The 18,126-nt window shown below is 47.7% G+C and carries 16 protein-coding genes; 4 read left to right on the forward strand and 12 right to left on the reverse strand.

Annotation, left to right across the window (positions count from 1 at the left end; all coding sequences use genetic code 11):
* Positions 1 to 32: 32 nt before the first annotated feature.
* Both QUW60_RS06245 and QUW60_RS06250 read right to left on the reverse strand, forming a co-directional pair.
* Complete coding sequence (locus tag QUW60_RS06245) at positions 33 to 3,191, reverse strand: efflux RND transporter permease subunit (RefSeq protein ID WP_289559221.1); 3,159 nt, start codon at positions 3,189 to 3,191, stop codon at positions 33 to 35.
* A 76-nt stretch (positions 3,192 to 3,267) separates the two neighbouring features.
* Positions 3,268 to 4,374, reverse strand: a complete 1,107-nt coding sequence (locus QUW60_RS06250; protein ID WP_258337276.1) for an efflux RND transporter periplasmic adaptor subunit — start codon at positions 4,372 to 4,374, stop codon at positions 3,268 to 3,270.
* A 490-nt stretch (positions 4,375 to 4,864) separates the two neighbouring features.
* On the opposite strand from QUW60_RS06250, the gene QUW60_RS06255 reads away from it, so the two are divergent.
* Complete coding sequence (locus QUW60_RS06255) at positions 4,865 to 5,611, forward strand: helix-turn-helix transcriptional regulator (protein ID WP_289559223.1); 747 nt, start codon at positions 4,865 to 4,867, stop codon at positions 5,609 to 5,611.
* A gap of 7 nt (positions 5,612 to 5,618) precedes the next feature.
* Here the strand turns inward: QUW60_RS06255 and QUW60_RS06260 are convergent, their stop codons facing one another.
* Together QUW60_RS06260 and QUW60_RS06265 are read right to left on the reverse strand one after the other, a co-directional pair.
* Complete coding sequence (locus tag QUW60_RS06260) at positions 5,619 to 6,206, reverse strand: hypothetical protein (RefSeq protein ID WP_289559225.1); 588 nt, start codon at positions 6,204 to 6,206, stop codon at positions 5,619 to 5,621.
* A 47-nt stretch (positions 6,207 to 6,253) separates the two neighbouring features.
* The gene (locus QUW60_RS06265; RefSeq protein ID WP_289559227.1) at positions 6,254 to 7,012 is read right to left on the reverse strand and encodes a NigD1/NigD2 family lipoprotein; all 759 of its coding nucleotides are present in this window, start codon (positions 7,010 to 7,012) and stop codon (positions 6,254 to 6,256) included.
* A 336-nt stretch (positions 7,013 to 7,348) separates the two neighbouring features.
* Between QUW60_RS06265 and QUW60_RS06270 the strand changes: the two genes are divergently transcribed.
* Together QUW60_RS06270 and QUW60_RS06275 are read left to right on the forward strand one after the other, a co-directional pair.
* On the forward strand, positions 7,349 to 7,927 hold the full coding sequence (locus QUW60_RS06270) for a non-canonical purine NTP diphosphatase (protein WP_289559229.1): 579 nt from the start codon (positions 7,349 to 7,351) through the stop codon (positions 7,925 to 7,927).
* A 13-nt stretch (positions 7,928 to 7,940) separates the two neighbouring features.
* On the forward strand, positions 7,941 to 8,702 hold the full coding sequence (locus QUW60_RS06275; protein WP_289559231.1) for a hypothetical protein: 762 nt from the start codon (positions 7,941 to 7,943) through the stop codon (positions 8,700 to 8,702).
* A 2-nt stretch (positions 8,703 to 8,704) separates the two neighbouring features.
* Here QUW60_RS06275 and QUW60_RS06280 read toward each other — a convergent pair whose 3' ends face one another.
* The 5 genes from QUW60_RS06280 to polA all read right to left on the reverse strand — a co-directional run bounded on the left by QUW60_RS06280 (position 8,705) and on the right by polA (position 15,184).
* The gene (locus QUW60_RS06280; RefSeq protein ID WP_289559232.1) at positions 8,705 to 9,373 is read right to left on the reverse strand and encodes a chloramphenicol acetyltransferase; all 669 of its coding nucleotides are present in this window, start codon (positions 9,371 to 9,373) and stop codon (positions 8,705 to 8,707) included.
* Positions 9,370 to 10,281 (reverse strand): ketopantoate reductase family protein, encoded by a 912-nt coding sequence (locus QUW60_RS06285; protein WP_289559234.1) that lies wholly within the window; start codon positions 10,279 to 10,281, stop codon positions 9,370 to 9,372. Before QUW60_RS06285 ends, QUW60_RS06280 begins: the two co-directional genes overlap by 4 nt.
* 213 nt (positions 10,282 to 10,494) lie before the next feature.
* Positions 10,495 to 11,598 (reverse strand): redox-regulated ATPase YchF, encoded by a 1,104-nt coding sequence (gene ychF, locus QUW60_RS06290; RefSeq protein ID WP_258337284.1) that lies wholly within the window; start codon positions 11,596 to 11,598, stop codon positions 10,495 to 10,497.
* A gap of 277 nt (positions 11,599 to 11,875) precedes the next feature.
* Entirely contained in the window at positions 11,876 to 12,262 is a 387-nt protein-coding gene (locus QUW60_RS06295) for a DUF3836 domain-containing protein (RefSeq protein WP_258337285.1), read from the reverse strand.
* Positions 12,263 to 12,415: 153 nt separating this feature from the next.
* Positions 12,416 to 15,184, reverse strand: a complete 2,769-nt coding sequence (gene polA, locus QUW60_RS06300; RefSeq protein ID WP_289559238.1) for a DNA polymerase I — start codon at positions 15,182 to 15,184, stop codon at positions 12,416 to 12,418.
* 94 nt (positions 15,185 to 15,278) lie between these two features.
* Between polA and QUW60_RS06305 the strand changes: the two genes are divergently transcribed.
* The gene (locus tag QUW60_RS06305; RefSeq protein WP_258337287.1) at positions 15,279 to 16,253 is read left to right on the forward strand and encodes a polyprenyl synthetase family protein; all 975 of its coding nucleotides are present in this window, start codon (positions 15,279 to 15,281) and stop codon (positions 16,251 to 16,253) included.
* Positions 16,254 to 16,373: 120 nt separating this feature from the next.
* Here QUW60_RS06305 and deoC read toward each other — a convergent pair whose 3' ends face one another.
* From deoC to dtd, 3 genes are read right to left on the reverse strand one after another with little or no spacing between them, the layout of a single operon-like run.
* The gene (deoC, locus tag QUW60_RS06310; RefSeq protein ID WP_289559294.1) at positions 16,374 to 17,288 is read right to left on the reverse strand and encodes a deoxyribose-phosphate aldolase; all 915 of its coding nucleotides are present in this window, start codon (positions 17,286 to 17,288) and stop codon (positions 16,374 to 16,376) included.
* Positions 17,289 to 17,335: 47 nt separating this feature from the next.
* A complete protein-coding gene (locus QUW60_RS06315; protein WP_258337288.1) occupies positions 17,336 to 17,656 on the reverse strand; it encodes a nucleotide pyrophosphohydrolase in 321 nt (106 codons plus the stop codon).
* Between the two features lies 1 nt (position 17,657).
* Positions 17,658 to 18,110, reverse strand: coding sequence for a D-aminoacyl-tRNA deacylase (gene dtd / locus QUW60_RS06320; RefSeq protein ID WP_258337289.1), 453 nt, complete (start codon positions 18,108 to 18,110; stop codon positions 17,658 to 17,660).
* Positions 18,111 to 18,126: the final 16 nt, after the last annotated feature.

Here is an 18,126-nt window from a genome sequence, read left to right on the forward strand (position 1 = left end):
ATTTTTGTCCGGATTTTCTGCTTTTGCCGGTGTTATTGCTTATTTGTATGATGGTCAATGTCTTCTTTATATATACGTTTGGGCATCAGCCGTTCCTGCATTGCCTGGAACACGATGAAGAGGGCCGGAACGGTGAAGAGCAGGGCGATGGTTCCTATAATCACGCCGCCCACCACGCCTGTGCCGAGCGAGATGTTGCCGTTGGCCCCTGCTCCTGACGCGAATACCAGGGGAAGCATGCCGATAGCCATGCAGAGTACGGTCATCAGAATCGGACGCAGGCGGACGGATGCGGCAGAAACGGCAGCTTGGGCGAGGCTCATTCCCTGGCGGCGGCGTTCGGCGGCGTATTCGGTTACCAGAATCGCAGTCTTGGCCAGCAGTCCGATAAGCATGATCAGTCCCGTCTGCATGTAAATGTTGTTTTCCAGTCCGCACAGATTGCTCAGGGCGAAGCTGCCCAACAATCCGAAAGGTACGCTGAGCATTACCGCCAGTGGGACGAATAGGCTTTCATAGAGAGCGCAGAGAATGAGGTAGACGAATACAATGCAAATGGCAAACACGATGACCGTGTTCGAGCTGCTTCCTGCTTCTTCGCGGGTGATACCTCCGTACTCGTAGCCGTAGCCCACGGGCAATGTGCTCTGCGCCACCTCTTCTACAGCCTTTATGACATCGCCCGAACTGTATCCGTCGTTCATCATGGCATTGATCTGGATGCTGTTGTAGAGGTTGAAGCGGGTCAGCGTTTCCGGCCCGTATGTCTTGGTAAGGGTGACGAATTGTCCGATGGGAGCCATTTCTCCGGCATCTGTGCGTACGAACATGTTGTCAAGCGCACCGGTGTTCAGACGGAAGTCTTTTCCGGCCTGCACATAAACGCGGTAGAGCTTGGAGAACCGGTTGAAGTTGGACGAATAGCTTCCTCCTATGTATCCGGACATGACGTCCAGCACGTCGGTGGGTGATACGCCCATCCGTTTGCATCGCGCGGCATCCACCTCCACACGGTATTGCGGATAGTTTATGTCAAAGGTAGAATAGGCTGTCTGTATTTCGGGGCGTTTGTTCAGTGCCGCGATGAACTTGTCTGTATATTCCTTCAGTGTCGAGATGTCGCCTCCTGCGCGGTCCTGCACATAGAGCTCCACGCCGCTTCCTGTGCTGTATCCCATGATGGTGGGTTGTGCGAAGGCGAAGAGCTTGGCACTGTGTATATTGGCCGTACGGCGGTATATTTCTCCGATGACAGCAGTGATGTAGTCTTCTTCCTTTTGCCGTTCTTCCCAGTTCTTCAGTTTGATGATGAGCATTCCGCCGCTGGCAGCCTGTCCGCCCAGCATGCTGTATCCGGCTACGTTGGAGTAGCGCATGATTTGCGGTATGTCTTTGATGCTGGCTTCCACTTCGGCCATGGCCTTGATGGTTCGTGAAAGGCTGCTTCCGGGAGGCGTGGTGGCGTTGACGAATACAGTGCCCATGTCTTCGTCGGGCACAAGTCCTGTTTTAGTGGACTTCATCAGTACGGCCAGCAGGACGATGGATGCCGCAACACCGGCTCCGATCAGCCACTTGCGGCGGAAGAGCCATTTCACCCCGCTTTTATAGCGTAGCAGGAGGCGGTTGAACGAAGCCTCGAACGCCTGATGGAAACGCGAAGAAAAGCTTAGCTTCTGGCCGGTGGATGCATCGGTGTGCGGCGTCATGATCAGTGCGCAGAGTGCAGGACAGAGTGTCAGCGCATTGATGGCGGATATGCCTACCGCCACTGCCATTGTCAGTCCGAACTGCATATAGAACGTTCCGCTGGTTCCTCCCATAAACGAGGTGGGTACAAACACAGCCATAAATACCAGCGAAGTGGTGACGATGGCCGTGGCGATGCCGTCCATTGCCCGCGTTGTGGCCTGATAGGGCGAGCGGATTCCTTCATCGAACTGCGCCTGCACCGCTTCTACCACCACAATGGCATCGTCTACCACCGTACCGATGACCAGCACGAGAGCGAACAATGTCAGCAGATTCAGTGAAAATCCGGCTACATAGAGGAATGCAAAGGTTCCTACCAGCGATACGATGACCGATATGGCAGGAATGACGGTCGACCGTATGCTTTGCAGAAAGACGTAAACCACGAGAATGACGAGAATGATTGCTTCGACCAATGTTTTCACAACCTCGTGGATGGAAGCATCGAGAAACTCTTTTGTGCTCATCAGGTCCGCCAGCACCAGTCCTTTGGGAAGTTCTTTGTCCACTTCTTCCATCAGTTTGTCTATTTCGCTGATAATTTCGTTTGCGTTCGAGCCGGCTGTTTGTGAGATCATAGCCGTGGCTCCCGGGTGTCCGTTTACCTCACTGTTGTGCGAATAGCTTTGCGTGCCCAGTTCAATGGTAGCGATGTCTTTCAGGCGCAGCACTTCTCCGCCTTCCAGAGAGGTGATGACCAGGTTTCCGAATTCTTCGGGTTTCTCATAGCGTCCGCGGTATTTTAAAGTGTACTGGAATGTGTTGTCCGAGTCCTCGCCTAACGTACCGGTGGCGGTTTCTATGTTCTGTTCGTCAAGAACGGCAGTTATGTCGGCAGGCACCAGCCCGTATTGCGCCATCTTTTGCGGATTGAGCCAGATGCGCATGGCATAGTCGTCCCCCATCACGTTTACGTTTCCCACGCCGCTGATGCGTGACAACCGCGGCTCGATGTTTATCTTGAAATAATTGTTGATGAATGTTTGGTCGTAGCTGTCGTCGGGCGAATAGAGTGCGATGATTTTCAGCATGCTGTTCTGCCGCTTTTCTACGGTGACTCCGATTTGGGTCACTTCGGCCGGCAGCAGTCCCTCGGCCTCGCTCACGCGGTTTTTTGTATTGATAGTCGCCATATCCGGGTCGGTGCCTTGCTTGAAATAGACGGTAATGTCGCCTGCACCGGTATTGGTGGAAGTGGATGTCATATAGATCATGTCTTCTACGCCATTGATGGCCTCTTCCAGCGGTACGACAACCGATTTCTGTACGGTTTCGGCATTGGCTCCCGTATAAGTGGTCGATACCATGACAGTAGGCGGTGCTATGTCAGGATATTGTTCCATCGGAAGGTTGCTTAGTCCGATAAGTCCTACCAGCAGGATCAACACCGATATTACGCCTGCCAGGATGGGACGGTTTATAAAGGTCTGTAATTTCATAATGCTTTAGTTGATATTGTTTGTTGTAAGAATAGTCCAATCATACTTGTTTGTCGTTTTTGCTTTCATGGCTCTTTCAGGTCTTTTCGTGTCCGCTTTCAATCAGTGTCCCCTCTTGCAGCAGGCCTGCTCCTTCGGCCACGATCACGTCACCGGCCTTCAGTCCTTGCTCTATAATGTATTCTTTTCCGTTGTCAACCGGAAAGACGGTTACGGGAGTGGATGTCGCTTTGCCGTCTGTCACGCGATAGACAAAGATTTTGTCCTGTATTTCGTAGGTAGCCTCTTGCGGTACGACAAGCACATTGTCCATCTGATACGGAAAGACCACCGTTCCGCTTCCTCCGTTGCGCAGCATCCGTTCGGGGTTGGGAAAGGTGGCCCGCAGGCTGACGCTTCCCGTTCCGGTATCGATTGTGCCGCTCATTGCATCTATTTTCCCTTTGTGCGCATACATCAGTCCGTCGCTCAGCCGTAATTCTACTTCAGGCATCTGCTTCATGGCTTCTTCCAGCGTTCCGTTTTCTCGTATCAGCGACAATACCTGATTCTCGGTCATCGAGAAGTAAACATACATTTCCCCGTCGTCCGAAACCGTGGCAAGCGGTGTGGTTATGGAAGCATCGACCAGTGCGCCGACACGGTATGGAATCATGCTTGCCACTCCGTTGACCGGACTTTTCACTTCTGTGTACGAGAGGTCATTCCGCGCGCTGATTTCGGCTGCTTGTGCCTGCTCCAGCGCGGCTTCCGCCTCAAGCAGCTGGTTGCGTGCCGTTTGCAGGTCAAAAGCCGATACGACATGCTCGTTGAACAGCTCTTCTTTGCTGCTTGCAGTCATCCGTGCAGTTGCCACAGCAGCCTCTGCGCTTTTTACGTTGGCCACAGCCGTCTGCAAGGCAGCTTTGTATGGCACCTGGTCGATGATGAAGAGTGTTTGTCCTTTAGTGACTTTTGCTCCTTCTTCGATGCATACTTCTGTTATCGTGCCGCTGACTTGCGGCCGTATTTCCACGCATTGCCTTCCGGTGATGACCGCAGTATAGTTTTGGTTGAGCGTGCGGCTTTCGGCGGTCATGGTCATCGTGTTGTATCTGCCCGTTTCGGCAGTATGCGGTGTGTTGCTGCAGGATGTTGCCAGCAGCAGACATCCGATTTCTGTGTATAAAAACAACTTCTTCATTTCTTTAATTTGATTTTGTTTTTAAGTTAATTCTGACAGCAAAAGTAGGAAGTGCGCTTCTCAGAGTTCGGGTTTCATTCCGTTTTTTGTTGGTTTGAATTTGCTGCTTAATGTTTTTAAACGCTAGTTGCAGAATGTTTTGATTTTTGCAGGCAGGATGGAACGCAAAGAGGCGTATGGCAGAAAAATTGTCAGAATCCGAAAAGAAATAGTTTCAAACCGATGATTATATCTTTTTTCAGTTTACAAACTATAAAACATTGAAAATGATTTCTGCCGTTGGACCGATCTGTCTATTTTTATGGGCAAAATGTCAGATAAGCATGAAATGTAAAGTTTTTTCAGAGTGGATTTCGCCTGAGGCCGTGACTAACGGACAGGTGACAGAGAAGGCCTCCAACAGCAGGATGAGCATACTGGAACTTTCAGGCGAGCATGTGTTTCTTTTGGGGGCGTGTCGGAGAAATCGTGTGAAACTTCTTTGCTGCTCATGGAGGGGGAGATTAGCTTTTCGATACGCGGAGAACGCGTTGCGGTTCTTGCTCCGGCGTACATCGATTTTATCCTTGTCAGCAACAGGTGGAGCGACATAAAGACGAATGCAGCATTTAAAGGCCGCCTGATTCTGTCAGACAAGATTTTCTTTAAGAAAACGATAGACAATATCCGCTTTAATTTTTCGGAAGTCATCTATTGGTGTGCGCAAAAGCCTTTTGTTTCGTTCGGCGACGAGGAGAGCAAGCGCATGATTTTGCTTACAGATCTGCTGATTGACATCATCAATAAGCCGGACCATCATTTCTGCGAGGAAATTCAGAAAGACTTCTTGCAGACCTTGCTGTTGGATTTGTGGAACATCGTTTTCAAGCTATACAAGACAGGTTCTGGCAGCGAAAGGTATGTGTGGGCCGATATGCTCGGCCGTTTTCTCCATCTGGTGCGGACTCATTGCCGTGAACACCATGAGGTGAAATGGTATGCCGAGCAGCTTTGTGTTTCGCCGGATGTGCTTTCGACCAGGTTGCGCAAATTCTACGGGAAGAACGCCAGCCAACTGATTGAGGAAGAGCTGCTGCTGGATGCCAAAGGCTGTCTGCTCGACCCGGAAAAGTCGGTTCAGGATGTGGCGGAGCTTCTCAATTTTTCCGACCAGTCTGCTTTCTGCAAATTTTTTAGACGGTGCTGCGGAGTTTCTCCCGGTGCGTACAGAAAAAATGAATGCATCGAGAAAGAGTGACGTATCCTTATTGCTCTGCAGACTCCGATTCTTTTGTGTATTCTTCGATGCGGAACTGGTTGACGGTTATGTTGATCGAGTCGTAGTTTGTGCGGTATACGACGGTGCGGATAGCCATGCCATCGTTCGCCTCAAGAATATACTCGTTGGCATAATTGCTGTTCATGCGGTACCACATGCCGTTCTGGCCGTATAGAAAGCGGACTACATTCTTTTCCGATTCATAGTCCCAGCTGATTCTGTATGTCATTGTTTCTCCTTTGTTGAACGAAAAAGTGCAGGACTGCTCGTCATAGTCGATGTAGTCGAGATCCGTGACCTCTTCTTTGTAGAAGTTCAATACTGCTGCGCTTCCGAGCGAGTCGTATGCCATCTGGATGTAGTTTTCCGGCACGCAGAGGTATCTGAACGTTTCTCCCAGGTGGATTTTCGGAAGTGGAGTGTATTCGCCTGTTTCGTATTTGTCGCAAGCCTGGGCGATGAAGGGAAGCAATATGGTGAATGCGATTCTTTTAAGTCCCGTTCTATTCATCACGAACCGGACGGGCATATATGATAATGAAAAGATGTTTTGATGCAGAAATATAGTTGTCATGGCTTCTGTCGTAGTTTGTATAAGTTGAAGCAGAGTCTGGAGCATGGTCAGTGGATGCTGATTGTTCCGTCTTCTGCTGTATCCGTATTGTTTTCTGTTTCTTCTTCCTGGTTCTCTTCAGCAATGTAGTAATCTCCTTCTGTGACATACGTTCGTTCTTTGCCGTGTCGGTCATACCATGGATATTCCACAATCACATGCGTCTTCTCCTTTGTTGCGAGTGTGTCGATGTGGAACGAAGCCGTGGCCCTGCCTGTACGGGTTTTTAGGGTATCCCCGTATGCATTGTGGCGCAGACTGAACCGGAGGGTGTCGTTTGTGCTCAGCGTGTCGTTGTAGACAAGATTCAGCAGGTGAGAGATGCCTGATGAAGGATTGTAGTACATTTCAGCCTGCAGGTTCAGACATTCTCCTCCGAACCATGCCCTGAGGATATTGAAGGCATCGTGTCCCAAGGTGTCGGTATCGGAAGGCATGGTGATATAGCTTTTTTCCAAGAGCTGGTGGTATTTGTTCACTTTCACCAGATACCGTGTTTCGCTTTCCCTGTCCAGTATTTCTCCGCTGATGAACACCCTTTTTCCTTCTTCAAGTTCGTGTTCGACCGACGTTTCGTCTATGATAAGCGTATTTCCCTTGTCGGTCAGGATTTTGCCGTCTTTTACCGTACCCATGCTTATGCATCCGGTGCTGTGCGCCGGATAGTAGATTTTCCGGCAGTTGTCGTCGTCATCGCAGGCGGCCAGTCCGGAAAATGCCCATATAAGCGCGACGACATGTTTCCAAGAAATCAGATTCGTTTTCATAACCTCATTGTTTTGTGTTGTACAATTTTTCTGGAACTTGTCTTCGTAGCAATGGTTTTCTTTATGGTGCAAAGAAAAGCAATGCCGGCGGAAATTTGTTTGTCTGAAAGCCGAATAGATTTGTCTGAATCCGATGGGAAAGAAGAAAAAGCTCCGGCATATTCTTCAAACGGCGATGTGGTTTATACAAACGACACTGTGGTTTATACATTCAACATCGTGGTTTATACAAACCACATTGTTGCCTGAAGTTTTAATCCCGGAATTTTATGGCTTCCGCCATGCCGTTTCCGGAAATTATCCGTACCTTTATCCCGATTAAAAACGGTTGACGATATGAAGAAGAAACTGGTCTTTGCAACGAACAATGCGCACAAGCTGGACGAGGTGCGTCAGATATTGGGTGAAAAGGTAGAAGTGCTGAGTCTGAATGATATCAACTGCCATGCAGATATTCCGGAAACCGCCGATACGCTGGAGGGGAATGCGAGGCAGAAAGCGGAATATATCTATAAGAATTATGCGATGGACTGTTTTGCAGATGATACAGGCCTGGAAGTGGAGGCTCTGAACGGCGCACCGGGAGTTTATTCGGCACGCTATGCCGGTGGAGAGGGGCACGATTCTGAGGCGAACATGAAGAAGCTTCTTGCTGAACTGAGCGGGGAAACGAACCGCAAGGCTCAATTCCGCACCGCCATCTGCCTGATTGAAGGCGGCACAGAACATCTCTTTGAAGGCATTGTGAAAGGCCGTATAATCGAAGAAAAACGCGGAGGCTCGGGCTTTGGCTACGATCCGGTGTTCGTGCCCGAAGGCTATGACGAAACTTTTGCCGAAATGGGCAACGAGGAAAAGAATAAGATCAGTCACCGTGCCCGCGCGGTGCAGAAGTTGTGCGAGTATTTAAGATAAGTAAATTGTATACATGAAAACATACATTCTAAGTGTTTTTGATGATTTACAGCGGTTTGGTGATTCGTTAGATGTAAAAGCCGCTTTGTGTAATAAATCATGGCTTGTATTTAATGACCTAGGGGTGAAGGAGGTTTATGTTTTTCAAAAAGACGGAACCTTGTTTGATTCCATCAATGGCAAAGTGACAAAAGGTTCGTGGCAATACATAAAAGCCAATAAAACCTTGCTTATAACTGTAGAAGAAGATGCTTATATGTTTCATCCATTGTTCATGGACGGTACTGTTCTCGTTTTACAAATGGATGGAACAGAAGACTGTTGTTTTATGATAGATGAAAATAATCAGAAGTTTTTTCTTCCTAAAACGGTGGAAGCTTTGTGTCTTTATTTCAAGCAAAACGAATCTGTCGCACCGGATGAAAAATATAACCAATTGTCATCGGATAAGGAATTGCAGGAAGAAAGAATAAGGCAAGACGAAGCAGCCATAGCTGAAATCTTGGAGAAAAATGTAACTTATCAGGCGTTGGTGGCGAGAGGTAGCCGCAATATAAAACTAGCGGGAGCCTTTCTTTTTGCAACATTTATTATTCCTTTAATTTTGAGTTCGTTGTTTGTAGGTGATATAATTTCGCTAATTGCACTTTTCATTGGAGCGGTTTGTTTTGTTTTAGCTGTTGTTTATTGGCGTTATTTCAATCTTGCAGAAGAGAGTGCAAAAAAAATCAGCAAGGAAGTCAGTCAAGAGTATTATAAGAATAATCGTCCTTAATATTAGTTGACTTTGCTGAGAGAGAGCTCTCTCAGAATCCGTTCCACCTTTTCGAAAAAGAGCGAGATGTGCGCTCCGTCCACAAAAGCATGGCTTACGGTCAGTGCGATAGGCATGTAGAGCCGTCCGGCACGGGTGATGGCCTTGCCTGCATTCATCAGCGGATAGTCCAGCGGATGGCCTACAGACTGCTGGGTGTAGGTGATAGACGTGAAGTAGAGTTTCGGTGTGGCACTCAGCAAGAATACATCAAAATCCCCTTGGGAGGCTATCTGTTTGTCGGTTCCGTAAGGATCGCCGTCTTCCGGAATGGAGGTTACTATCTGCCTGGCTTTCTCATAGAACGTGCAGAAATCCTTGTGGTAGGGGATGCGTACCGTATAGAAAGTCTTTCCCGGCACAGCGATGGGGGAGATGACATCTACAGTGTCGTGATAGACCACCTGCCCGTTCTTGTCCCAGCGGTAACGCAGCTCCTTGATTTCGTTTACAGACCGAAGAATGGCATACAGGTAATAAAGGAAAAAGGACTTTCCCTTTGTCTTGGCGGAAGCATACGCTTCGGTGCAGTCCGCTTCGCCGGTAACGGCAATCCATGAGTTGGCGAATCCGCGGAAGAAATTGTAGTTGTCCTTCCGCTCCCACGTATCGATGTCAATGATATGTTTCATGCTTTTCCGAATTTTTGTGCTACTTTATGATAGGTCGGCAGATTGACATGCAGGCGTTCTCCCAGTTCGATCATGTCAAACAGCAAGCCTTGTATTTCTGATTCGTGTCCGCGCGCAATGTCCTTCTGCATGGAGGCCGTGCTGTGCGGGTCGAGCTTGTCGATTACTTTCAGGTTGTATGCGACCGGGTCTTCAGGGAAAGCTATGCCCAGCCTGTGCCCGATTTCGGCGCTTTCGCGCGACAGGCCGACGAAGGTGTCGCGCACTTCTCCCTCGCGCTGCACTTCACCCATCGGAACGTCGTGATATGCGCCCGTACATGCCATGGCTGAGATGAACGCCCACTTGATGAAGGTGTCGCGGTTTATATCGTCGGAAACATCTGCTTTAATACCGCATCCGCGCAGTTCTCCGGCTATTTCTTCCAGCCGTTCCCGGGCAATCCCCTGTTCGGGGCGTGCTCCGAATACCATGCGGAATATGCTTCCCATCTGGGTGATCTCTCCTTCGCCCGAAACAAAGCCCACGATATAGATGCATCCGTCGAGCACATCCACTGAAGGCACGAGCCGTCCGATACGCGGACCTGTGCCGTATACGTTGAGGATAGGAATCACCAGTGTGCCGGGAGCTGAGGCACGTTCCAGCACATCCTTGATTGAATCGATGGAATATCCTTTTACGCACACGAAGATCACGTCTGCTTTCCCTTCGAACTCTTCAGATGTGCAAGCTGTGACCGGGAGATAATGCTCTCCTTTCAGGTCTGACTTCAGGTGAAGTCCGTTGCGGCGTATGGCTTCAAGGTGTCTGCCGCGTGCGATGCAGGTTACATCTTTGCCTGCCAGGGCCAGGAATCCGGCTATGGAACCTCCCACGCCCCCTGTTCCTACTATCAAATATTTCATGCGAATGAGTTTTTATGTTCTTGTGTCTGCAAACTTATAGATAAACTGAAAAACAAGCAAACCTGAAGGCTTAAAAACATATTTGAATCCGATGGGGTTTGCGTGGTTTGGCTTCTGATTGCATGGAATTCCTGCCGGATAAGGATTGTTGTTAATGAAAGATGTTTGTATCGGAGTACACAGGTCTGTTATTCGTGTACTCCGAGGCGGTCCTTATACGTTGAAGCGGAAGTGCATGATGTCGCCGTCCTGCACTACGTAGTCTTTGCCTTCCACGTTCAGCTTGCCGGCTTCCCGTACGGCAGCTTCGCTTCCATAATGGAGATAGTCGTCATATTTGATGACTTCAGCGCGGATGAATCCTTTCTCAAAATCTGTGTGGATAACGCCTGCACATTGCGGAGCCTTCCAGCCTTTGTGGTATGTCCATGCCTTGACTTCCATTTCGCCTGCAGTGAAGAATGTTTCCAGATTCAGCAGCTTGTAGGCCGACTTGATGAGTCGGTTTACGCCGGATTCTTCGAGCCCCACTTCTTGCAGGAACATCTGGCGGTCCTCGTAGGTTTCCAGTTCGGCGATGTCTGCTTCTGTTTTGGCGGCAACGATCAGTATCTGTGCGTTTTCATCCTTTACGGCTTCGCGCACCTGCTCTACGTATTTGTTTCCCGTAACGGCGCTTCCTTCGTCAACGTTGCATACATACATCACCGGTTTCGAGGTCAGCAGAAAAAGATCGTGTGCAATCTTCTGCTCGTCTTTCGATTCAAACTGCACGGTGCGTGCGGATTTGCCTTGTTCCAGCGCCTCCTTATAGCGTACCAGCACTTCATAAGTCTGCTTGGCAACTTTATCTCCTCCGGTTTGCGCCTGTTTCTGTACGCGCTGGATGCGGCTTTCGATGGTTTCAAGGTCTTTCAGCTGAAGCTCTGTATCGATAATTTCTTTGTCGCGTACGGGGTTGACCGTGCCGTCTACATGCGTTACGTTTTCATCGTCGAAACAACGCAGCACATGAATGATTGCGTCGGTTTCGCGGATGTTGGCCAGAAACTTGTTTCCGAGTCCCTCGCCCTTGCTTGCTCCTTTCACAAGTCCGGCGATGTCTACTATCTCTACCGTTGTAGGGACAATGCGGCCCGGATGTACCAGTTCGGCAAGTTTGTTCAACCGTTCGTCGGGAACTGTAATCACTCCCACGTTCGGTTCGATGGTGCAGAAAGGAAAATTGGCCGCTTGGGCCTTTGCGTTTGATAAGCAGTTGAAAAGAGTTGATTTGCCCACGTTCGGCAGACCAACGATACCACATTGTAATGCCATAAAGTTTATTTTGTTTTTAATATTATCCGTTGATATTCAAACGATGTGCAAAGGTACTTAATTTTTATCATATATTTGTGCGTGCAGAAATTGTAATTGCATGGTGGCAGACTTTTCCGCTCATCTGCTTTCAGTTTATAAGTGAAACCGGTGCTTTTGTGCGGTTAACTTTAGAAATCCGGGCGCAGAGAACAATAAAAAAGAGGCACTTCCTCACGAGGTGCCTCTTTCAAAAGATGAGAGAGTTTATGAATTTTGTTTTCTGCTATCAGGTGGTTTATTTATCCATTGTAACGGTCATTTCCGGAATCAGAATGAAATCTTTCTTTTTGTTGTTCCATTTGTAGTATTCCGTTGTAACGCTCTTGTTATCATAAATATAACGGATGCACAAGTCATTCTCCCAGCGGTTCTTCATGCCGTTCCATTTTTGTGACATGTTTTCAGTCATCTGGTTGTTTGCGTCATATTTATAGTTATATTTCATATAGTTGGTCAGCATATTGCCGTCTTTCTTGTAAACGGTTTCTGAAACTTTCACGCCGTTTACCTCTTCTGCGTTATAGATGAGATTGTTGTCCCATTCTTCTGCAAAAACTGTAAGATTAGCTACGAAAGCAATCACTACGACAAACAAACTTCTCAATAAACTTCTTGTCTTCATATCTTTATTTTTTTAAGGTTTGACTGACATTTTGTTTTTAATCACAGTGCAAATATACGGATAGTTTTGATATTGCGTATATGTTTTGCCGAAAATTTTGCGGTTAATTAGCAAAATGTTATCAAATAAAGATATGTTAACAATCTCTTCAGATCAATGCGCTTCGAGCCAATTCTTTCCCCAACCGCAGTCTGCACGCAGAGGTACTTTCATTTTGTAAGCACTTTCCATTTCGCTTATCACTATTTGCTTCACTTTTTCCTTTTCTTCAGGCAGTACGCTGAAGTTCAATTCGTCATGAACCTGAAGAATCATTTTCGATCGGATGCCCTCTTTCATGAAGCGTTGGTAGATGCGGACCATTGCTACTTTTATAATGTCGGCAGCACTTCCCTGGATCGGAGCGTTTATGGCGTTCCGTTCGGCATATCCGCGTACAACGGCATTGTGTGAATTAATATCCGGCAAGTAGCGTTTGCGTTTGAATATAGTTTCGATGTATCCCTTCTCACGTGCCGAGCGGATGCTTTTATCCATATATTCCCGTACGTGCGGATATGTTTCGAAGTATCCGTCGATAAGGGCTTTTGCTTCTTTCCGGTCTACATTCAGACGCTCCGCCAGGCCGAATACAGAAATGCCGTAGATTATGCCGAAGTTTGCTGTTTTTGCTTTGCTCCGCTGTTCGCGGGTGACCCCTTCCAACGGTTCCTTATATATCTTTGCTGCGGTTGCCGCATGGATATCCTGCTCTTCATTGAACGCTTCAATCATGTGCGGGTCTTCGCTCAGATGCGCCATGATACGCAGCTCTATCTGTGAATAGTCGGCCGAGAAGAACTCGCAACCGTCGTCCGGTATGAAGGCCTTCCGTATTTCTTTGCCGTCTTCGTTGCGTACCGGGATGTTCTGAAGGTTCGGGTTGCTTGAGCTTAGCCTTCCCGTAGCCGTAACGGTCTGGTTGAACGAAGTGTGTATCCGTCCTGTCTTCGGGTTGATCAGTTGGGGGAGAGCGTCGATATACGTTCCCAGCAGTTTTTTGAGTCCGCGGTGTTCAAGGATCTTGCCTACGATTTCATGTTTTCCCTTCAGGCTTTCCAGCACTTCTTCTGAGGTTACATATTGTCCGCTCTTGGTCTTTTTGGCTTTCTCCACAATCTTGAGCTTGTCGAACAATATCTCGCCCACCTGTTTGGGAGAAGCGATATTGAAGTTTGTTCCGGCCAGCTGGTGCACCTCTTCTTCAATCTGGTTCATCCGAGCGGTGAAGTGTCGGGAGGTTTCCTTCAGAGCCTCCGTATCAATCCGTACTCCGTTCCGTTCCATATAGGCGAGTACGGGGACGAGCGGCATCTCGATTTCCTCGAACAGGTCTTTTACTCCGTTCTCGGCCAGTTCGCCTTCCAGCACATTTTTCAGTTTCAGCGTCACGTCGGCATCTTCGCACGCATACTTGTATACTTCATTGGGCGGAAGGTCACGCATGTTTTTCTGGTTTTTTCCTTTGGGTCCGATCAGTTCCTCTATTTTGATTGTATCATATTTCAAATAGATTTCCGCCAGATAGTCCATTCCGTGCCTGAGTTCGGGCTGGAGAACGTAGTGGGCAATCATTGTGTCAAACATTTTCCCTTTTAGGGTTACTCCATAGTTTTCCAGAACCAGCAGGTCGTATTTGATGTTTTGTCCGACCTTGACTATTTTTTCGTTTTCGAATACGGGCTTGAATATGTTTACAATCTTTTGTGCTTCTTCACCGTCGGGCGGCACCGGAACATAAAAAGCCTGGTTTTCTTCATACGAGAAGCTCATTCCAACCAGTTCGGCACTGATTGGATCGGTTCCTGTTGTTTCCGTATCTAGACTGAGAACTTGCGTTGTAATTAATTTTTGAAATAAATCACGCATTTTCTCTTCATTATCAACAAGTTGATAGTCGTAATGCAGGTCGTCAAGCCTCGTGAGATTTGAATTTTTCGTTTCTTCCGTTCCGTTGTCCGTGAAAAATCCAAAGAGATCGGGTTGTGCGGGCGTGGCCGGTGCGGATTTCTTTTCTCCGTTCAATACCCGTTCTATGAGGGTGCGGAACTCCAGCTGCTCGAAGATCCGGCGCAATTCTTTTTCGTCCGGTTCTCTTCTTTTCAGGGTTTCCATGTCAAGCTCTACCGGCACATCGGTCTTGATGGTGGCAAGGAATTTTGAGAAGCGAATCTGTTCTTCGTTTTCTTCCACTTTTTTCTTGATAGCTCCTTTCAGCTCATCGGTATGGGCCAGCAGGCTTTCGATGCTTCCGAATTGCGCAATCAGTTTTTGCGCTGTCTTTTCTCCTACGCCGGGACATCCTGGAATGTTGTCAGCCGTGTCGCCCATCAGCCCGAGCATGTCGATGACCTGTGCGGGCGATTCGATATTGAATTTCTCCTTAACTTCATCGACTCCCATGATGTCGAAGTCCTTGTCGCCGTATTTCGGGCGATACATGAATACATGTTCGCTTACAAGCTGGCCATAGTCTTTGTCGGGAGTCATCATATACGTATTGATGCCCCTTTTCCCGGCCTGTGTCGCCAGTGTGCCGATCACATCGTCTGCCTCATAGCCTCTTATTTCCAGTATGGGAATCCGGTAGGCTTTGATAATATCCTTTATCGGCGTTACCGACCATTTGATTACCTCAGGCGTTTCTTCTCTCTGCGCTTTGTATGCGGCAAAGGCATTGTGTCTGAATGTCGGCCCGGGAGGGTCGAATGCGATTCCGATGTGTGTGGGTTCTTCTTTCCGCAACACTTCCTCCAGTGTATTGACAAAGCCTAGTACGGCTGAAGTGTTGAAGCCTTTTGAATTGATACGGGGATTCTTGATGAATGCATAATAGGCACGGTAAATCAGTGCGTATGCGTCTAATAGGAACAGTTTCTCCATGTCGGCTAAAAATCTTTAGTTTTTTCATGTAAATGTACAAAAAAATACGCTATTATTTCTTTTATTATTATTTTTGTACGCTAAATAAATGCACATGAACAAAATAGATTTGATAAAGCAGCCCGTAGAAACAGAATTAAATGAATTTAGGGCACTTTTTGAGGCCTCTTTGACAAGTTCAAATCCGAGGCTGCAGGATGTGTTGTCGTATATAAAGAAGCGGAAAGGGAAGATGATGCGTCCTATTCTGGTGATGTTGATGGCCAAACTGTTCGGCAAATTGAATGACGCGACGTTTCATGCTGCTCTTTCTTTGGAATTGCTTCATACGGCGAGCCTTGTTCATGATGACGTTGTGGACGAAAGCGATGAACGTCGGGGGCAATCCTCTGTCAATGCGATCTATAATAACAAGGTGTCTGTGCTTGTAGGGGACTACATGTTGGCAACGAGTCTGAAGCATGCTTCACATACAGGGATGATACGTCTGGTTGAACTGGTCGCTTGTCTGGGACGGGACCTTTCTGAGGGTGAAATACTTCAGCTGACCAATATCGAGAACAATGATTTTTCAGAACAGGCTTATTTTGATGTCATACGCAAGAAGACGGCTGCTCTGTTCCGTGCGAGTGCTGAGAGCGGAGCTGTATCAGTAGGGGCAGGTGAGGAGAACATCCGCAAGGCCTCCCTCTTCGGCGAGCTGATTGGAATAGCCTTTCAGATCAAGGATGACATATTCGACTATTTTGACAGTTCCCAAATCGGCAAGCCCACAGGCAATGACATGATGGAAGGCAAGCTTACTCTTCCGGCCATTTATGTGCTGAATAAATTAAACGATTCCAAGTTGAATGAACTTGCTTTGCGCATACGGAAACTGGAGGCTTCGAAAGAGGAAATAGGCAGCTTTGTAGAGCGGGTCAAGAATGAAGGCGGCATTGGATATGCCGAAAAAACAATGAGGGATTTCCGGAACAAGGCTTTGGGTCTTTTGTCTGACTTTGAAGGCAATGCCATTTGCCGGTCGTTGGCTGCTTATATTGATTATGTAGTGGAACGCGACAAATGATTTTGCGCAGCATAAGAAAACAAGGGTGAGCAGGTGTATTTGTACGCTGTTCACCCTTGTTCTTTTGGGGACTCCGTTTCCTTTCGTATGGAGATGGCCGGAGCTTTGTTTTGCTTGAGATTAAAAGAGCTTCGTTTCTTCGCCCAATATGTCTGAAAGCAATTTGTTTGCCAGGCGGCTGGTTCCCAGACGGAACAAGTCGTTGTTCAGCCAGTCTTTGCCGAGAACTTCCTTTACAATGGTGTAATAAACGATGGCATCGTGCACTGTGTTCAGTCCTCCGGCAGGTTTGAATCCCACTTTCCTTTCCGTTTCAAGGTAGTATTCCTTTATAGCCTGACACATGACGTAAGCTGCTTCGGGAGTAGCGGCCGGCTGTTCTTTTCCCGTGGACGTCTTGATGAAGTCTGCTCCCGAATACATTGCCAGAATGGCTGCTTTCTTGATGTTTGAGGCAGAGCCCAAGGCACCGGTTTCAAGGATTACTTTCATGTGCTTTTCGCCGCATATGTCTTTCAGTTCCTGAATCTCGTCACACATTCCTTCATAATCTCCGCTGAGGAATTTTCCGACAGAGATCACAATATCTATTTCGTCAGCCCCTGCATGAAGCGCCATGGCCGTTTCTGCAACTTTTACTTCCATGAATGTCTGTGAAGAGGGGAATCCTCCGGACACGCATGCTATCTTCACATGGTCGGCTTCCAGTGTGTCGTTGACGATTTCTGCCATGTTGGGATAAACACAGATAGCTGCAACGTTTTTCAGATCGGGGTATTTGTCGTCGAAGTCATTGACTTTCTCTGTAAACTCCATCACGCTGGTTTCGCTGTCTGTACATTTCAGCGTTGTCAGATCGATGCAGTTGAACAGGAACTTCTTGACTTCAGGTGTGTTGTTTTCATCCGCATGCTTCTCGATGAGATGCGATACTTTTGATGCGATTTCATCGTCTTTGAGATCTGTATTGTATTTTCCCAAAGCCACCTCATATTTGCTGGGCTGGTTCAGGTTTTCTTTGTTTTCCTCTTCCATGTTGCGGAACAGGTCGCTTTCGAATTCGTCGTTGTTATACATATCGCTTATAATTTAGGGTTGTTCTTATGTCGGTCTTTGTCACGTGCAGTTTTCTTGTCGAGATTCTTTTTGAAGGCTTCTGTCAGGTCTGTTCCGGTTTGGTTGGCGATGCAGAGCAGTACCCATAGCACGTCGGCCATTTCATCTCCCAAATCGTGCTTCTCGCCTTCCTTGAAAGACTGGTCGCCATAAGTGCGTGCCATGATGCGGGCAAGTTCGCCCACTTCCTCTGTCAGAACCGCCATGTTGGTCAGTTCACTGAAATAGCGTACGCCATATTTTTTTATCCAGTTGTCTACTGTTTTCTGAGCTTCTTCTATTGTCATTTTATTCTTTGTTTTTGGTGTCCATGCAGATTGTTACCGGACCGTTGTTCAGCAGTTCTACTTTCATGTCTGCTCCGAAGGTTCCTGTTCCCACCTGTTTCCCTAAGGCGATGCTCAATTCATTGCAGAAATAGTCATAAAGGGGGACTGCTGTTTCATGTCTGGCTGCACGTATGTATGAGGGACGGTTTCCTTTCTTCGTAGAAGCCATGAGCGTGAACTGACTTACTACAAGTATTTCTCCGTTTGTGTCTAGAATCGATTTGTTCATGACTCCGTTTTCATCATCAAATACGCGGAGATTGACAATCTTTTTGCACAGCCAGTCGGCATCTTCCCGGGCGTCGGCTTCCTCAATGCCCAGAAGGATCAGAAATCCCTCTTTAATGGACGACTTGCATGCTCCGTCAATTGTAACCGAAGCATGGCTGACACGTTGTATTACTACTCTCATTGGTTCTTGTTTTTTA

The sequence above is a fragment of the Bacteroides gallinaceum genome (genome assembly GCF_030373775.1).
Lineage (GTDB): Bacteria > Bacteroidota > Bacteroidia > Bacteroidales > Bacteroidaceae > Phocaeicola > Phocaeicola excrementipullorum.

Bases quoted from the DNA above. Each gene is read 5' to 3' on its own strand.
- deoC (WP_289559294.1), bottom strand. From the start codon at position 17,288: ATGGAAGAGGAAAACAAAGAAAACCTGAACCAGCCCAGCAAATATGAG.
- QUW60_RS06265 (WP_289559227.1), bottom strand. From the start codon at position 7,012: ATGAAAACGAATCTGATTTCTTGGAAACATGTCGTCGCGCTTATATGG.
- QUW60_RS06315 (WP_258337288.1), bottom strand. From the start codon at position 17,656: ATGACAATAGAAGAAGCTCAGAAAACAGTAGACAACTGGATAAAAAAA.
- dtd (WP_258337289.1), bottom strand. From the start codon at position 18,110: ATGAGAGTAGTAATACAACGTGTCAGCCATGCTTCGGTTACAATTGAC.
- QUW60_RS06280 (WP_289559232.1), bottom strand. From the start codon at position 9,373: ATGAAACATATCATTGACATCGATACGTGGGAGCGGAAGGACAACTAC.
- QUW60_RS06305 (WP_258337287.1), top strand. From the start codon at position 15,279: ATGAACAAAATAGATTTGATAAAGCAGCCCGTAGAAACAGAATTAAAT.
- QUW60_RS06270 (WP_289559229.1), top strand. From the start codon at position 7,349: ATGAAGAAGAAACTGGTCTTTGCAACGAACAATGCGCACAAGCTGGAC.
- QUW60_RS06250 (WP_258337276.1), bottom strand. From the start codon at position 4,374: ATGAAGAAGTTGTTTTTATACACAGAAATCGGATGTCTGCTGCTGGCA.
- QUW60_RS06245 (WP_289559221.1), bottom strand. From the start codon at position 3,191: ATGAAATTACAGACCTTTATAAACCGTCCCATCCTGGCAGGCGTAATA.
- QUW60_RS06295 (WP_258337285.1), bottom strand. From the start codon at position 12,262: ATGAAGACAAGAAGTTTATTGAGAAGTTTGTTTGTCGTAGTGATTGCT.
- QUW60_RS06275 (WP_289559231.1), top strand. From the start codon at position 7,941: ATGAAAACATACATTCTAAGTGTTTTTGATGATTTACAGCGGTTTGGT.
- QUW60_RS06260 (WP_289559225.1), bottom strand. From the start codon at position 6,206: ATGACAACTATATTTCTGCATCAAAACATCTTTTCATTATCATATATG.
- ychF (WP_258337284.1), bottom strand. From the start codon at position 11,598: ATGGCATTACAATGTGGTATCGTTGGTCTGCCGAACGTGGGCAAATCA.
- polA (WP_289559238.1), bottom strand. From the start codon at position 15,184: ATGGAGAAACTGTTCCTATTAGACGCATACGCACTGATTTACCGTGCC.
- QUW60_RS06285 (WP_289559234.1), bottom strand. From the start codon at position 10,281: ATGAAATATTTGATAGTAGGAACAGGGGGCGTGGGAGGTTCCATAGCC.
- QUW60_RS06255 (WP_289559223.1), top strand. From the start codon at position 4,865: ATGGAGGGGGAGATTAGCTTTTCGATACGCGGAGAACGCGTTGCGGTT.